The organism is Methanomassiliicoccales archaeon (assembly GCA_036504055.1).
In the GTDB taxonomy this organism is placed as follows: domain Archaea; phylum Thermoplasmatota; class Thermoplasmata; order Methanomassiliicoccales; family UBA472; genus DASXVU01.
Window position 1 is genome coordinate 132,524 of record DASXVU010000048.1, and the last position, 17,640, is coordinate 150,163.

Consider the following 17,640-nt stretch of genomic DNA (forward strand, 5'->3'; position numbering starts at 1 on the left):
CATAAGGTAATGACAATAGTCTGGGCAAACGGTGAAGACGATTCTGATAAGCCTAGTGGTTTCCTCGACGGTCCGGAAAAATAGGTTCATTAGCATTATCACCGAAGTGGATATGGTCTGGCACAGAAGAATGAAACAATACGGTTGTCAGTTGTATTGTTTGAAGGATTTGTCTGTTGCTACTTATTTCTCCTCCGTTTGTATATTAATACAACCGCTACCACCGATAGTGCAGCGATCGCCATCACTCCCAAAAAGACAGGGGTTGTATCGCTTGCATTGGCATCGCTGGTGCTGGCGATACTACCAGTCGCCTGCACGATTTTGTAATCGCCAGTAGTTGGATTGGTCGATCTAAAGATCTTGACTTGAAAGTCTCTAGGAAGAGATGAGAGCTTAATGTACAACGGGTCGCCATATAACTGGTTCACGTTCTGATCAATCGTGGCCTTCGAGCGATGAAGGATGGATTGCCCTGAAAATCCCGTTATGTCGATCTCCCAATAACTCATGGGGAACGTATCATAAATCTCGTGGGCCCTTCTGCCTGGCAGCCCGCCCTGAGCCTGCCATTCATATGGATCAATCACAACAAAAATCTCATTCCCGACCTGAAAGCGATAGATATCCATCCAAACCTGCCAGGTATTGTCTCCAAGCAACCCCATCCTGATTTCACCGACCATCAATTCCAGCTTATCGCTCTTCAAAATGGGAATTGCAGGAGGAGCCACTTGCCACTTCCGTATTGAAGGATCGAGCTTCATGATGAGCTTGTTGAACACATTAAATTGGGTGGAATCAATATTCCTTGCCAAGGCCAATCGCTCCCGACCATATTCTCTTAGTTTGGAAGCCATCTCGGATGGCGATTTCGACCCCTCGAATTGTGGAAGTTTCATAGCCGCTCCCCACATGTACGTTTCGTAACTCATCGCAGCGCAGAAATATGCCTGTGCCTCAATGTCGAGGACAAAGGCCGCGAAAGGATTGCAATAGAACGAAGGTATACCGGTCGCCTCCGCACATAATCTCGAGAGAGAAGAGAGCTTGTTCATCACCCAAGCGGACAACGTTTGGGCTTTGAGGAGCTGTTCCTTCACCTCCTCCAATGCCATCACCTTGCTTACTGCCTGGATGAACTTTATTGGTGCCGTTGCGGCATACATCACAGTACCAAATGCATATGTAACCATGCCATGCACAGCAAGGGTGGCTCCAAGCAATTGCTTCCCAACAAGTCCAAACAAGCCATCTCCAAGGAATACCCAATTGACTACTTTACTCACAATCAAATCTGCCAGGCCATTAACTCCAGCGTTGACTCCAGCATTCACTACAGCCGTGGTTAGTTCTTTAATAAACACAGAATGATCTTGTTGCTCGGTATCTCCATTAACTTTCAATTCTAGGCCGGATATTGTTTGACTGATAGCAAGGTTGAGACCGGCGTCTTTAAGTGTCGGCCCTGCAACCTCTAGGAAGACCCTCATCTTATTCAATGCACTTAGCCATACATACTGGGTCAATTCCTCGAGGCTAACCGAACCACTTAGAATATCCTTCCCATAATAGGCCATCGCCGAATCGATTTCGTTCATGAGGCGGTCCGAGTGCATCTTTTTCAGCTCAGTGTTATATGCCTTACCTACATCCAGAATGACTGATTCTCCAAAGCTGGATATTGTCTTCTGAATAAAATTATTATTAATTCGATCATATCTTAATTTGATAAATCCTCCCGATCCGTCGTTTAGCGGAATAAAAATATCAGTCCATTTACCATACTGATTGCCGGAGTTCTGATATTTGATTCCCGACATAAGTTCCTTGGATTTCGATGGCAGAGTATTTACGTCGAATGCGGGTGCGCCAGTGCCAATATCCGAGCACAAGGATGCCACTTCAACCAGGGCCATCGCACCACCGAGGACCAAATGCGTCTGATCCACCGTTGGTTCTTGCTCCATCAACGCCTGCATGAGCAGTTGTCCCAGAATAAAATAAGGATCAACGTCACTAGGAAAGCCGCGTTTCAATGAATCTAGGTATTCATCGTTGAGCGATATGCTGCCGAGCGTTTCCATCAACTGCGAGTCAATTATGAAGGTGTGCGTATCCTCTTGAACGACCTCGAGCAGTCCCCTGGGAACCATTCCCTGCTTAGAATTGGAGAACTTGATTGACATCTCATATAGAACGTTCCCTATCGTTAGACCTTCAAGAACTTCACGTCCAGAGGTCGAAACCTTAAGCGATCCTGGTAAAAGATAGGCAAGGAATGTCGGATCCTTCGCATTGTATTTATCGATAATTGCATTTGCATCATTGTGATTCTGGACCATGCAATTAATTTCATAATTTAGACCGTTTATGACTACTCGATCTAACGCAACGCCTATTGGCACATTGGCATCGACCTTTGCCAAGGTTTCCGAAGATTTTAACCCTTCTAGTTGAGAATTGTACGCGCTGACCTGATAATAATATGTCTGCCCAGATACAACATTTGAATCAGTGTACGAATTCACATTAAAAGTTGCATATGGTGTATTTCCTTCTCCACCGCTTGAAAATCCTCTGTATATCTTATATCCAAGAATAATGGAACTCCCGGAAGACGGAGTATCCCAAGTTAGGAATATTTGATTGTTTGAAACCGTTGCCCTGAGATTCTGTATAATAGAAGGTGCGACGTTATTAGGACCGCCGGCAGTAGCAGACACCTCTGATGAGTATGGTCCTTCGCCGAAAGAGTTGAACGCCTTGATCTTGTAATAATAGGTTGTCCCCGTAGTCAAAGAGTTATCATGATAGGTCAAACCTGCAGTGACAGTGTAATAGTAATCAGCGTTCTGATTGTTGCTGGTCGTAGACCAGTAAATATTGTACCCTTGAATTGACGAACTACCAGAAGCAATTGGTACGTCCCACGACAGGACGATCTCGGCTTGATTTGGAGTTGGGACGGCATTGAAGTTTATGGGTTCCGAAGGGCTGTTTGAAGGATCTATGGTTGTGCCCATCATCAGTCCATAGAAAATGTCTCCACTTGCAGGGAAATTCGAGTTAGAATATGCATGCCCCCTGATTGTGGTGGGAGTCCCCTGTATCCAGTTCTGATTGCCCACGGTCGGTGCTACCAGTCCTTGGAATGTTATCGAGGTAAGAGCGGTACAATAGGAGAAAGCGACTGACCCGATGTAAGTCACGCTGGCAGGGATGGTAATGGATGTCAACAAAGTGCATAGTTCAAAGGCCGTGTTTCCGATTGAGGTCACGCCAGTTACGATGGTAACGGAAGTCAATGATTCACATTGATAGAACGCCTGATCCCCTATGGAGAGGAGGCTTGATGGCATGATCACGGATGCGACCAGATGACCATGTACACTGTTGAAGGCATTGTCACCGATGGCAACCACCGGATAATTTCCTAATGTCGAGGGGATTGTGATCGCTCCGCCCGCTCCTGTGTATCCGGTAATTGTAGATCTTCCATCATTGACCGTGAAAGTATAATCCGATGGTGCATCAGTGTATTCACCCATCACCAGTCCGTAAAAATCGCTTCCAGGGGCAGGGAAATTCGAAGCAGCATAGGCATGGCCTCTGATTCCCAATCCTGTGCCTAGGATCCAATTCTCGCCGATGCTGGTCGGGGCAGCAAGTCCCAAGAATGTTATTGAAGCCAGGGAGGTACATACTTCGAACGCATAGTCACCTATTATCCTCACGTTGCTCAGGATGGTCAGGGAGGAAAGAGAACTGCAGAAAGCGAAGGCCAACTCTCCGATAGAGTTGACCCCAGTCCCAATAACCACCGATGTCAGATTGTTGCACTCATAGAATGCCTGGTTGCCGATGGTCTTTAAATTATCAGGAATCACAATCGATGTCAGTGAACTGCATCGGTAGAACGCTGACATCTCTATAGACGTTAAACTATCCGGCATCGAAATTGAGGTCAAGTAGATGCAATGGTAGAAAGAAGAATAGGCGATAGAAGTAACTCCGTCAGGAATGGTAATCGCGCCAACTTTCCCTTGCGGACACTGGATTAATGAAATCAATAATTTATTGTATAACACCCCGTCAACGCTTGCATAATTCTGGTTGTCCTTATTGACGTTGATTGCAGTCATGGATGTACATTCATAGAACGGAGTGGATCCTATTGAAGTAACATCGATGGGAATGATGATGGAGGATAAGGCGGTGCAATATGCGAACGAAAAGTCCCCGATAGTTTTCACGCTATCAGATAGGATTACAGATGTCAAAGAAGCACATTCATAAAACGAATCATTACCGATCGACATTATGGTATCTGGAATGGTCACAGAAATCAATGAGGTGTGGGACATGAATGCATTATTCCCGATGGCCACGACGGAATAACCCCCTAGAGTTTCAGGGATCTTGATCACCCCTTCTTTACCTATATATCCAGTGATCGTGGCCTTTCCATCGCTGACCGTAAAAATGTAATCTGACGATACATCTTTAGCAATAGGAAGATGGTCCATCGCTCCAGCCGCACCATCGATGTGATATGGAGAATCGACGATTCCATCGCCATTAATATCCGGAGCGGTCCAATCTCCCCAATAATTGCCGCCTGTTGTAGAATTCCAGTAATTCGCCCCGTCATCATATGCTTGAACAAATGAGGGAGGTGGGATCGAATTGGCCATATTATTGTCAATCAGAGTATTTCCCTCGATATTGTTGCTGTTGGTGGCCGAATCTAGCCAGATGCCGTACATCTCGTTACCAATGACACGATTGTCAGTGATTTCGTTGTTTGAGCCAGTGATTAGGTGGATCCCATAGACAATGTTGTCATGAATGTCATTATCCGAAATCGTGTTATGTGTCGAGTTATCCAGTATAACGCCTTTTTGACTGTTGTTTAATGAATTGGCTCTAATGATGTTATAATCACTCGAATCAAGCAAGGCGTCGTGATAAGCGCTGCCATTAAAATTGTTGTTTAATATAATATTATAGTCCGAGAAAAATAAACTGAGACCATCGCGTCCACTACATGAGTTGTTGGACAGCGTATTGAAGCTAGAGGATGAAAGAATAATGGCGTCAAATCTACCGGCTACAAAGTTGTTGGATAACGTATTGTGGTCAGAGGATTCAAAGGTGATACCATATTCAGTACTGACATTGTTGTTAGCTATTGTATTGTTGGCTGCATGGCTGAGATAGATACCTGTTCTTACAGAATAGAGACATGTGTTACTATCGATAATGCAGTTCTCACTATTGAGTAGCCATATTCCCCTACTACCTTGACTGATGGGGGATGTGTCATGCAACCAGCAGTTGCGAATGACGAGGTATGAGCTTACATTCCCGATATGGATGGCAGCCGTGCGACCTATTGCGTCAATTTCCAGGTTCTCGATAAGATAGGGATAGTCTTTCGACCCGTCACCTTTCCAACCATTTGCGGTCGCCGCTGCACCCAATTCCCCGTCATTGTTGATGACGATCGGTTCAGAGATAACCCTGTCCCCTGAAGGTGTCGCACTTTCAGTTATCTTTGCAGGCGTGGTCACTCCCAAAATCATACTATTGTCAATAATTTGATTAGTGGAATCGTCCACCAAAGGCAACCCAGTTATGGTGGAACTTGTTAGAACAAATATCGCGACAATAAATTCGAGAATACATTTGGTTTTCTTGCTGACAGCCATCCGAATCCCCCTATCTCATTTCCAATTGTCAAGGTTGATAATAGAGAATTGTGGAATGTATAAAGGTTGCTGTCGAAAGAAAGATCGAGCTCTTTCCTCTAAAGATATTGAGTTGTAACATCATCGCGGTGCATAGGTCGGGCACAAGAAATGTTAACATGGCTCGACCAGCCGGTTGGCTATATCTGACGATATGGATAATGCTCCGATCCAGGACACTTCTTCATGCCTGTCGTCAACCGGTGACCGCGCGCCTCGAACATTCCTGAATGAATGCTCGTTGAGGATACACATCGTTGGAGGCGGGCGTCGGAACCAACTAGTTTCCGTCCTTTCTTGAGATAGAGAGCGTCCCTTCCGTCCAGTATGAGGATTTGATTTGAATACTGATCGCTCACATAGTAACTGCATAGACTCGTACCGGACCATCCATTTGCATCCGACTTGCTTTCGTTAGCACCTTGCAAACGGAGATCTGAATAAAGTGGAATGCGTCGATGATGGAGTCCTCGAAGGAGATCGGGCCGATAACCTGATCCATAGAATAAGGCGAAACGATGACCGAACCGACCCTGGGCGTGCTCATAGTGGACGACAACCCCTTCGATGTGAGGCTGTTAAAGGAACTGATCGGGGAGACCAAGGTTCCGGTAACTATCAGGATCGCCAAGAATGGAGAGCAGGGGATGTCCGAGCTCTTGGAGATGATCAAGAAGCCCCCTCTCCCCGACCTGGTCTTTCTTGACCTGAACATGCCGGGAGAAAGCGGGCATTACGTACTCAATTTCATCAGAAGCAAGGAGGCCCTGGCGAAGGTCAAGGTCATCATCTATACGGGTTCGGTATACCAATCTGATGAATATCGGGCTTGGAAGAACAGGGCGGACGGCTACCTGGTCAAGCCCTCAGGCAGGGTCGAGATGGAGAAAATGACCGAGAAATTACGGCGCATCCTGGAGGCACTTCAGGCCTCCAAGGGCTGAACACCAACGGCCATGCCACGAATGGGGTTTCTGGTCGACGGGGAAGTCGAGCCGTACGGCTTTGGAATTTAGATCGAGGCCGTTGATATTGGCCCTCCCGCAAAATATGTAATACCACGGTATGATACAGGATAACACGGTATCTGCCGACTGGCGGCGGGACTTTTACGCCAAATCCAAATTCCGGAGGTAAGATCCATGATGATATCCATCGCTGAACTAAGGGACCTGACCACGAAGGCCATTGCCGGCTTCGGCTATAACGAAGAGGAGACCGCGGCGATACGCGAGATCCTTCTGTATGCCCAACTGCGCGGCAACAATCAGGGGGTGGTGAAATTGATCGGTAAGGGGATCCCCAGGGATCCTGCTGCCAGAGAGATCGTCATCGAAAAGGAAACGCCCCTCTCGGCGCGCATCAACGGCAACCGCAACCATGCTATGATCGTAGTGCGCAAGGCACTGGAGATAGTCACGGCAAAGGCGGAGAAGAACGGATTCGGTATCGCGGGATCATTCAACACCAACACATCCTCCGGCGCCATTGGCTACGTCGCCTCCGAACTGGCTCGAAGGGGGTTCATCGGTTTCGTGTTTGGCAGGTCGCCGGAACGCGTGGCCATGCAAGGCTCCTATGAACCGATCTTCGGCACCAACCCGTTGGCGATCGGAATCCCGACCGGGGATGAGCCGATCGTGCTGGACATGTCCACGGCGGCAACATCCTACTTCGGGCTGGTGGAGGCGGTGACCAAGGGGAGCGACATCCCCGGGGACATGGCGTACGATGCCAGCGGCCAGCCGACCACGAGCCCCGCGCAAGCGATCAAGGGGGCGATCCGTTCCTTCGACCGGGGGTACAAAGGTTCGGCCCTGGGCATGATCGGTGAGATCCTGGCCGGTCCGCTGGTCGGGGCGGCGTTCTGTGGCCTCGGCGACAGCAAAGGAAACTGGGGGCATCTGATCTTCGCCATCGACCCGGATCTCCTCGGTGACCGCGATGAATTCCAGGCCAATGTGAAGCAGGTCATCGGCCGGGTCAGATCAACCAAGCGTCTGCCGGGAGTGGACGAGATCCTGGTGCCGGGGGAACGCGGTTCCCGCACCGCACGGGAATGTCTGGAGAAAGGGGAGATCGATATCGAGGACAACCTGCTCGTGGAGCTGCGCAAGGTCGCCGGGCGGCAGCCTTCATAACAGTAGCGGCTCCACTCGGTAACGATGGTCAAGGATATGGTGACGGTCAGACAACCAACCATTATGATCATGGAATTAGGATATTCTTGGTCAAATATAATTTCCCGGATGATGAACAAGGCCTGGAAGAATCAATGACCCATTCATGAAGCGAGTAATTTCTAATATTATTTTTGTGGGCATTCCCGACTAGGAACGTTCCTTCGATTGGTGAACAAGATATGGTCTGGAAGAATACTTGTTAAGGTATCCTTCCAGCATCAAAGGGCCTGTGATGGCCGATCTCGTTCACTGTGAATGTGGACGCCGTATTGCCCGATCCTGGTGGCGTTGGCTCACCCTGTCATAAGCCTCACAGATGTCCCGTAGATGCTTTCATGAGCGCCGTCGTCCTGTTGCCATACCACCATGGCTTTGCAGTTGCCATCCATGGCGACCTGTGCATTCGAGGCATCGCCGGCTCCATGCTCCAGGACGACTGCCTCCCAAGTTCCACCAGCGTACAGGCTGGCTATGATGCTTTCCCAGACGCCGTCATATTGGCACACCACCATGGCGTTGCCGTTATCATCCATGGCGACCTGCGCTGAAGAAATTCCTCCAAACACGTTCGCCAGTTCGTTCATTGCACTCCAGACACCTGATTCATATCTTATGGCGTGCACTGCCCTGATATCCAGGCTGGCCCTCCATAACCAGACCACCGTCGCATCCCCATTGCCATCCATGGCGATCCGGGGGTCATAGAAGTAATTGTTCGCACTGTTGTTCTCAAGCAGTTGGGGTGTTCCCCAGGTTCCCGACGAGAAACGATCGGAATAGATGCCGCTGAGTTCTTGTCCGCCGTCGGTCGGCCACCAAGTTTGACTCCACACCACCATGGCGTTGCCGTTGCCATCCATGGCGACCTGAGCACAGGACGCATCTCCTGCTCCGGTCTTCAGTGGCATGACCTCTCCCCAGGTCTCGGAAGAGAAATACATGGCATAGACGCTCATGTGGGACAGGCTGTCCAGCTGGGACCATACCGCCATTGCGTTGCCGTTTCCATCCATGGCCACTTGCGGGCTCCAGGCGTTTCCGGTTCCATATTCCAGGAGTGCGACCGCCCCCCATGCTCCGGATGAGAAATACCTGGCATAGATGCTCAAATGCGAGGAGCAATCATACTGGGACCATACCACCATGGCGTTACCATTGTCATCCATTGCCACTTGCGGGCTCCAGGCATTTCCGGTTCCGTACTCCAGGAGCGTGACCTCTCCCCAGGTCCCGGACGAGAAATACCTGGCATAGAGGTTCAAGTGAGAGGAGTCATCGAACTGCTGCCAGACTACTACGGCATTGCCTTCACGGTCCATCGCCACCTGCGGGCTCCAGGCATTTCCGGTTCCGTACTCCAGGAGCACGACCGGCCCCCAGACCCCAGCAACATACATTCTGGCATAGATGCTGTCATGAGCGCCATCATATTGCTGCCAGACCACTACGGCATTACCATTAATGGCCGCAGCTACCTGGGGCTTGCTGGCATATCCTGACCCATATTCCAGGAGCTCTACCGTTCCTGATGCGCCTGGTATGAACCTCAGGGCGAAGATGCTACTTCCTCCCCAGACCGCGATAGCCTCGCCATTGACGTCCATGGCGATCTGTAATTCAGGGGCGACATTATCCATCAGTTTTATATTGGAACCCCAGACCCCAGCGTGATATCTGGCATAGTAGGTGTCTTCCACAGTCCGGATATCATTGTCGAAATCTGTGTAGCTTTCCGACCAAACCACCAAAATATTGTCATCATTGTCGATGACGACTTGCCAATCAAAGAGCATTACCTCACTCGCACCAGTGAGATCTACGACCGGACTCCATATGCCTGATGCAAATGTTGTGCCGCTCAAGATAACGGTGCTCATCCAGAACCCTTTTTCCCAGATCACCGCTGCATCGCCCTTGCTGTTCATGACTATCTCGGGGCTATTATAGCTGAAATCATTGTCGCTTTCTGAAATCTGCTTGGGCGTTCCCCAGGCTCCCGATGAGAAACGATCAGCATAGATGCCGTTGAGTTGCCAATCATCGATCGACCACCACGTTTGACTCCACACCACCATGGCATTGCCATTTCCATCCATAGCCACCTTGGGGCTCTGAACATCCCCGGCCGCGTTCGCAAGCAGCGTGACCTCTCCCCAGGCCCCGGAAGAGAAATGCCTGGCATAGACGCTCATGTGGGATAGGCTGTCCAGCTGGGACCACACCACCATGGCATTGCCGCAGCTGTCCATCGCCACCTGCGGGCTCCAGACATCCCCGGTTCCGCACTCCAAGAGCTTCGGCGTCATCCATACTCCTCCCGAGAAACCAGCGGCATAGGCGCTAGGATGGGAATCGCTGTCATTTTGGACCCACACCACCATGGCGTTGCCATTGCTGGACATGGCGATCTGAGGCGATTTGGCCTCACCTGCTTCCGTCTCGATCGTATGGGCTGTTCCCCACACACCGGCGGACAGACGGTTAGAATAGATGCTCTGGTGACCAGAGCAGTCCACCTGTTGCCAGACGGCGATGGCGTTACCGTTATTGTCCATAACGACCTGTGGTGAGCTGGCGTCTCCGGTCCCGATATCGATCATCTTGGCCGTTCCCCAGACACCGGCGGACAGACAATTGGCAAAGATTCTGGTGTGGGCACCATCGAGTTGTTGCCAAACCACAACTGCGTTACCGTTATTGTCCGTGGCGATCTGAGGGTTATTGGCCGCTCCTGAACCGGTCCCCAGCGAACTTGTTGAACTGACCCAACTCTCCGGTGCAGCACCGGCGTTTGAAGGTATCGAGATCATCGTCATGAAGAACGATCCGACTATTACGAACGCGATCATTCTTCTTACATTCCCATTGATTCTAGTGGCCTTCAGAATGATATCCCCCAATTATTATTTACTGCGATTGTATTTTATAGTTTGTAATGTAGAATAATAAAATGTCTATAGAATTATTACATTCTGAAGAAATTTCATAGCATCAATTAAGATAGAATTTATTTGGTCTGGATATTTATTTCCAAATCAAAAGCAGAACTATTAGGAGGCATTTAATATGAACATTTTATTAATCAAATCCAAATATTTTTTGTGGCCACATATGACGAATTTGACGTGATTGGAATCACCATGAAGGAGGGCACATTCGAATGCCTCGCACACAACGAAGATGACCTTGTTGGGGATCCGGGCACAAAAATATCAATTTAAGCAACTTGAGTGATGCTGGTGGATGTTCTGGACCATATTATTGCCGAGCTTAGAACGAAAAAAAGGAACAGGAAAGAGTTTAGAAAGAGGCCGTAGCGATCGTGTCCGCATTGTTGAACGTCAGTATGGTCGGCTCCGAAGTCTGCGATATCTCAAAGGCGACGTTCAACACAAGCGATGCCCCCGCCTGCAACCCGGATGGAACAGCCGGGGTGTTCGGAAGATAGGTCGAACTGTGGACCAGCCCGTCGGCGGTGTTGACCTCGAAGTAGTACGAACTGAGAGTCAGGGTCGTGGTCTCAAGGTTGGTCACCTTTACCGTCACGTTGATGAACCGGTTACCTGCATCTGGCGTTATGTAGGGATTGCCACTGGCAGTCACCTGATAGCTCAGTCCCGTGAGGAGGACCTTTGCCGGCTCCGTTATCGCGGTCGAGCTCCAGACGCTGGTCAACGACGCAGAGCAGGTATGTGTGGAAAACAGGTCAGAATAATCGATTGAGGACGCTGTCACACCCACAGGGACCAGGAAGTAGATCGTCACGGGCTCCTTTCCACCTGCAGCCACCGCCGAAGCCATGTTATAATCGATCAGCCACGAATACGTGTAAGAGATGCCGTCCGAACCGGTGAGCTTGAAGTAAATGGGATTCAGCGGTATTTCGCTTATCAGTCCATTTGATATGTTCAGCGACACCATCACATATCTCATCCCGTTCGCCGGCTGCCATAGCGCATCGTTTGTGACGTAGGGCCTTGCCGAGCTCGCCGTCATGCTCACCTTTCCAAAGATAGAACCGCCATTGTTTCCGTTGTTCGAGGCCGAGCTCATCACGACAGCGGCTGCGATCGCAGCGATAACGACCAGCAGGATCACGACCACCGCCACGATCATCAGGGTCTTTTTCTTCTTCGCCGGCGCCACAGGCGGGGCGCCATAGATCATATGAGGCGCGGGACTGTACTGTTGTCCGCCAGGTGGCTGAGCGTTCAAGGGCAATGCGCAATTAATGCAGAATCCGTTGGCATCTTCATTTAAGGTGCCACACCTGGGACAGATCAATTATTTACCTCGGCGGTAAATAAATTAACTCAATATTTAATTAAGACCGAGCCATTCCGAAAAATGTAATCTGTTTTATGATCAAGGAATCTTCGATCTTGGATTATCCAACAGAGAAAGAAGGCTATGCTTTCGAGCTTGTTACCGCACCCGGGGCATCAATCATCCCTCTCTCCTACAGCATCCGTAATTCAGTCATTTGCTGGCATAGACTCGGATAAGACATCTTAGAAACCGAAGCAGTCTTGGATGATGATCATTTCTGGGGCCAAAGGTGTTACCTCGTACACGGTTGATCAAGAGGTCACCATGGTTTCAAACACCTTTCCATTTTCTCCTCACCACAACGATAAATGCGATCATCGCAGCAGCCAGGAGCGCCACGACTCCGATGAGGAGGGCTGGGACGTCGTTCATCGGGGACGCCCTCGCTCCATTGTAGACGTTCCCGTACATCTGGGATGAGCCGGTCACCAGGGTTCCCACTGTACAGTTGTGGAAGACGTTGTTGGTTATGGTGGTATCCTGGCTTCCCTGGTTGGCCGTGATCCCGTATGCCCAGCCGATGACTGTGTTGCCCTCTATGATGTTGTGCGTGGATGTGCCTCCAGATGCGGAGACGATTATGCCGTAGTTCGATCTCGATCCTGTCATGTCCGCAACCGTGTTGTTGCTGATGTTGAACAAATTGCAATTGACCCCGGCGAAGGCCGTCTGCGAGAGCGTTCCGATGTTGTTCTCGGTTATCTGGCATGAAGTGGTGTCGGTACAGTAGATGGCGGCCCCGTAGCTGGCGGTGTATCTCAGCCAATTCTGACTTATGATGGAGTTGCTGCTTTCGGACAGGTAGACGAACTCACCGAACGCCCCTTCCATGGTGTTGTGCGTTATGACGATGCCCTCATTGGGGGCATAGCCTGAGATAGGGTAGGAGGTGATCACCGGGTTGGGGACGTTCTGCCAGGTCCTGGCCTCGGTGAAACGGCAGTTCGATATGGTCACGTGATTGGCCGGTTCCAGGTCGATCGATGACATGGAACAGGCGGCGATCGAGCAGTTGTCGATGAGGATGTCCGAGGACGCCGTCGTGCGCTGCTCGCCGAAGGCAATGCCGCTGCCGTAGTTGCCCAGCTTGCCCGAGCCCCGGTTGTCACCGATGTCACGGATCCACGAATCCCTGACCGTGCAGTGCTGGCTGTTGGCCATATAGACTCCCTGGCCGCTGATGATGTCATGGATGTAGACGTTCTCCACCACGCAATCGACCGCATCCAGGAACGATATTCCCCGGATGGTGTCCCCGTATGACTGGTTGGTCCGGTTGCCGTCGATCTGCAGGTCGCTGATGGTGATGCCGCTGGGCCGGGCACCATCCGGATCGGTCGATATCATGATGACCGCCTCGTTCAGTCCGCGATGTGCTATCAGATTGGAGCTGTTGCCCATCCCCCTGATCGAGGCGCCGGACGTGTGGATGGTGCTCTGAACGTCGTAATTGCCGGCCTCGATCCAGATGGTGCCATTGTTGCTGGAGTCGATCGCCTGCTGGATGACCTCTCCGGCGATCGTGCCGCTGATCTCGATCTGGGAGGTGTCCATGTTCACCGCCACGGTCTCCCCGGTCGACAACCGATAGATGGTGTAGTCATGAGAATTGATGTCGGAAGGCTTGGCCACACCTAACAACAGGATGCCGGCGCAGACGACCGCGAACACCAGGACGATTGTCACTAATCTTCGCAAGTTTAACACCTTCGGGCCCCCATTGCGATAACGGACGAAAGGCCCGCTCTGGTGCCCAATGGTCCCGTCATCGGTATCGTGACCTTGAATTCGGTCCTGCCGATGGTTATGGGGGCGATCTCCTCGCCTCTGCCGTTCCCATTGGGATTGGATCCAATTGAAAGCGGATCGGTAAAATCGCTTCCTGAATGGCTGGCCAGGCTCGGATTGCGGGCCGTGGTAAGGTTAGTGCTTCTGCTGGATGCCGGGGAGTAGGCGCTGCCGTTTCTCCCATTATTGCCTGGGCTGATGGTAAAGGTCTGTCCCCAATACGTGCCCACCGCAACATTACTTGATTGGTTATGGATCGTATTACCCAACACGGAAAATAACTTAATAAAGAAATGGTAGACCACGTCAAACCGCGGTGGTCCTATTTTGCGCATATTGAATGTTGCTGCACATCGCTTTGTCATCTCTTTCATCAACTCATCCTCATCTCTCTCGGAAACAGGCAGGCACTCAGTTCACACTCCCTAATGATTCAAAGGCCCCAGAACGAAGAAACAATCGATCGGTCTGGATAGAACACCGATGGTGTCAAATCCTGATCAAGGATCGTTCGTTTTAAAAATCAGAATTATCGGACAAAGTAGAAATCGAAGTTATATGATTTCCCACCAGCGGTTGAGAAATTAGGGCACCATTTGAATTGGTGTTTTTGGAATGGGCGACCGTGAATCTTCGAAGAATCTGGCAACTATCATGAGATCCAAACTATTGATCGGCATATTATCTGCTCTTTTGTTTTTGAACTCCACTGTTGTACTGATCCCTTCTACTGCGGGCGCTACGCTCGCGCTTTCTGATCCGATTTACATATACAGCAACAATGACCTTGTGGCCCAAGCTGATCTGAACGGCTGGCCAGGAAACGGGACTATTACTAACCCCTTTGTCATCGCTGACATGAGGTTCGAGGACAGTTCCTACACCGCCATCATAATATCCAGGGTCGACATGAACGTCATTATTCGCAATTGTACCTTCATCAATACCACTGTCGCTATTGAGATGGACCTGTCGAACAACATCACCATTACCGATAATATTATAACCGGCGGATATGAAGGGATTGTAATATGGAATGGATCTGGCCTTATCATTCACAACAATACCATCAAGGGCGTGAGCTATGGCCTCTATTTCACTGAGACGGACGGCAACATAGTCAGCAACAATACCATAAGCAACATTGAGGATGTCGGCATCCTCCTGGAGTCGAGTGACTTTAACACCATTACCGACAATGATTTCTACGATTCCGCATGGAGTGGCATCAGCCTAGCGGCCTCCAATAACAATACCATCTCTGGAAACTACATGATCAATGTGGATATGGGCATCTATCTGGAGTACAAGGGCTACGACAACGTCATCATAAACAATTCTGTCCTCAGGTGCCCTTCTGAGTATGATGGAATAACGATAGCCGATACGCCCAGCTACAACACTGTCACCAACAACACCATCACCTTCGTGGACGACAGGTCAGGATTAAACAACGAACTGCTGATCGGGTCTTTGGTTGTAGTGATCGTCATTTTGCTCATCCTGCTGCTCATAGTCTACAGCAGAATGAAGAAGGGCATAGAGCCGACCGAGAAACCTTAACACCGAGGCACTCATCCTCACTTTCCTTCCATGTTGAAGGGGTCCTTCGCTAGTGAGGATTCCTCGACACCTATTTTTCGATTTCCCGACTCCCTTACGATGTTGATTTCAGCGTCGAAAACATAGGTTGAAGCGCATCAAGATACACGGCTAAGTCTTCGTGGCCCAAACCAGGCCAGCGGTCTCGAAGCTGAGCCGCCTGCTATGGATCTCATCGTAATCGTATTTCCTGAGTGTTTCCACGAAGGCATCGACCCAATGCGTTCTGCGGACCAATCCGAATCCTTCACTGAATGCGGTATGCCACTCGGGGAACAGAACGGGACCGATATGGTTCATCGCCCAGGTATATGCAAGCCATGAGGCTAGATACAGATGGTTTGACGGCAGGATGAAGTCGTGAGCGATGAAGACCCCGCCACTCTTCAGATGGGGCGTGACGTTTCTGACGAGCACATCCGGATCAACGTATTTTGCGAGGTACGAGGAGGCGACCACATCGAACTCGCAATCCAGTGCAACCGTCTCGGCGTTTGCAAGGATCGAACGGGCCCGTATCCAGGGCTTTCTTCTCTGGCGTTCGTTATAGGCTGCGAGATAGTCAGGGGTAAGATCGACCCCCACAATCTCTGCATTGGGGTTTTTCATCGCCAGGTATTCCGTGAGGATGCCGGTGCCGCAGCCCAGGTCCAATATCCTTTTCGAATCGGGCACCAGCTTCACAATCTCCGCCTTCCAGTAGTTATCCAGTCCAAGGGTGAATAGATTGGCGACCTTGTCGTAGCTCCTGCCGTTCCCGGAGAAGAAGGAGCTGACCAGACTCTCTCTGGCGGTAGGCATATCCTCAATGTCGATCATCCATTACCGCCTCGTTAGGAAAGGTTCTCTCGTTCATGGATCAGATCCTGATATCCCGCACCAGCATCACAACCTTCATCTTCGTTTCCTCATTCGTCCATAATCCTTCAGCTTGCCAGACAGTCAATGGATTCTACACATCCGGTTGTATTTGAAGTGTCTTGATGAGTCATGGATCGACCTAGAACGGTGTCATTAGATCAGCCCAAATAAGAACGACAAGCTCGAGATAGCTTATTGGAATAAAAAAAGGGTCGGGGGATCCTTCGTTCGAAGGATTCCTTTCAACATGGAAGGAAAAAGGAAAGGAGTAGAGTTCACTCCATCTGTTTGTACATCTTCTTGGTCAGGGCATATGCTATCGGCAATAACATGATTGCCAGAGCGATGGCGAAAGCCCAGGAGATGTTGGCGATGATGGTCGTGACCCCGGGGAAGGTGGCAAATACCGCCCCCGTACCGATTATCAGGAAGATGGAGTAGAGCACGAACTTCGCATAGCCTGCCACGTCCTTGAACTCAGCATGATCCGCTATGATCGACTTCATCAGGATGTCGGTCAGGGATATTCCCATGCCGATGACCACGAAGCCGAGTATTAGGGGGTAGATCAAGCCGCTGGATAGGCTCATCGTATCGAGGGCCATCAAGAGCACGAGCGCGATGAAGCCTATGAACAGCATGTTCCTGAGCGCGTCCGCCACCTCACCCTTCTCCGGCGAGAATGATGGCCTTACTATTTTCCCGATGAACGATGCCAGGAAATCCGCAAATATCACGCCTAGGATGATGATCAAGATCCCTGCGAGCAATCTGGGCAGATAGCTCGCTATCCCGCTCAGGCTGGAGCCGAATGCCCCTCCAATGTTCAGTAGGTCTATGGCGTATACTATGGACAGGACTATGATGAGGACCTTGGCGATCGAACCCATCAGGTTCGTCGGATCCATACCGGCGGATCTCAGCGATCTTCCGACACTGGTCTGGTCAGCTACTTTCTCAAATCCCATTTTCTTGACGATCATGTTGACCAGTTTACCGATCAGCGTTCCTACGATTATGCCCAATACGATCACGATGATCGCGGCAAGGATCGAGGGAATTGCGGCGATGATGTTATTCCACATGTTGTTCAGCAAAGCACCTAAGTCAGCCATAGGAATGTC

The 17,640-nt window shown here is 50.2% G+C and carries 10 protein-coding genes; 4 read left to right on the forward strand and 6 right to left on the reverse strand.

Annotation, left to right across the window (positions count from 1 at the left end):
- Positions 1-179: 179 nt before the first annotated feature.
- On the reverse strand, positions 180-5,714 hold the full coding sequence (locus VGK23_12890) for a leucine-rich repeat protein (protein HEY3421440.1): 5,535 nt from the start codon (positions 5,712-5,714) through the stop codon (positions 180-182).
- A 557-nt stretch (positions 5,715-6,271) separates the two neighbouring features.
- On the opposite strand from VGK23_12890, the gene VGK23_12895 reads away from it, so the two are divergent.
- Complete coding sequence (locus VGK23_12895) at positions 6,272-6,697, forward strand: response regulator (protein ID HEY3421441.1); 426 nt, start codon at positions 6,272-6,274, stop codon at positions 6,695-6,697.
- Between the two features lie 198 nt (positions 6,698-6,895).
- Positions 6,896-7,894 (forward strand): Ldh family oxidoreductase, encoded by a 999-nt coding sequence (locus tag VGK23_12900; protein HEY3421442.1) that lies wholly within the window; start codon positions 6,896-6,898, stop codon positions 7,892-7,894.
- A 335-nt stretch (positions 7,895-8,229) separates the two neighbouring features.
- Here the strand turns inward: VGK23_12900 and VGK23_12905 are convergent, their stop codons facing one another.
- The 3 genes from VGK23_12905 to VGK23_12915 form a co-directional block, all read right to left on the reverse strand.
- The gene (locus VGK23_12905) at positions 8,230-10,785 is read right to left on the reverse strand and encodes a hypothetical protein (GenBank protein HEY3421443.1); all 2,556 of its coding nucleotides are present in this window, start codon (positions 10,783-10,785) and stop codon (positions 8,230-8,232) included.
- 451 nt (positions 10,786-11,236) lie between these two features.
- Positions 11,237-12,157 carry a DUF4352 domain-containing protein gene (locus tag VGK23_12910; GenBank protein HEY3421444.1) on the reverse strand — a complete coding sequence of 307 codons (921 nt, stop codon included), beginning with the start codon at positions 12,155-12,157 and terminating at the stop codon, positions 11,237-11,239.
- A gap of 378 nt (positions 12,158-12,535) precedes the next feature.
- Positions 12,536-13,963, reverse strand: a complete 1,428-nt coding sequence (locus VGK23_12915; protein HEY3421445.1) for a right-handed parallel beta-helix repeat-containing protein — start codon at positions 13,961-13,963, stop codon at positions 12,536-12,538.
- Between the two features lie 51 nt (positions 13,964-14,014).
- Between VGK23_12915 and VGK23_12920 the strand changes: the two genes are divergently transcribed.
- Entirely contained in the window at positions 14,015-14,218 is a 204-nt protein-coding gene (locus VGK23_12920) for a hypothetical protein (GenBank protein ID HEY3421446.1), read from the forward strand.
- Positions 14,219-14,752: 534 nt separating this feature from the next.
- The gene (locus tag VGK23_12925; GenBank protein ID HEY3421447.1) at positions 14,753-15,616 is read left to right on the forward strand and encodes a right-handed parallel beta-helix repeat-containing protein; all 864 of its coding nucleotides are present in this window, start codon (positions 14,753-14,755) and stop codon (positions 15,614-15,616) included.
- A 150-nt stretch (positions 15,617-15,766) separates the two neighbouring features.
- Here the strand turns inward: VGK23_12925 and VGK23_12930 are convergent, their stop codons facing one another.
- Complete coding sequence (locus VGK23_12930) at positions 15,767-16,474, reverse strand: methyltransferase domain-containing protein (protein ID HEY3421448.1); 708 nt, start codon at positions 16,472-16,474, stop codon at positions 15,767-15,769.
- A 317-nt stretch (positions 16,475-16,791) separates the two neighbouring features.
- Complete coding sequence (locus tag VGK23_12935; protein ID HEY3421449.1) at positions 16,792-17,631, reverse strand: hypothetical protein; 840 nt, start codon at positions 17,629-17,631, stop codon at positions 16,792-16,794.
- Between the last annotated feature and the right edge of the window lie 9 nt (positions 17,632-17,640).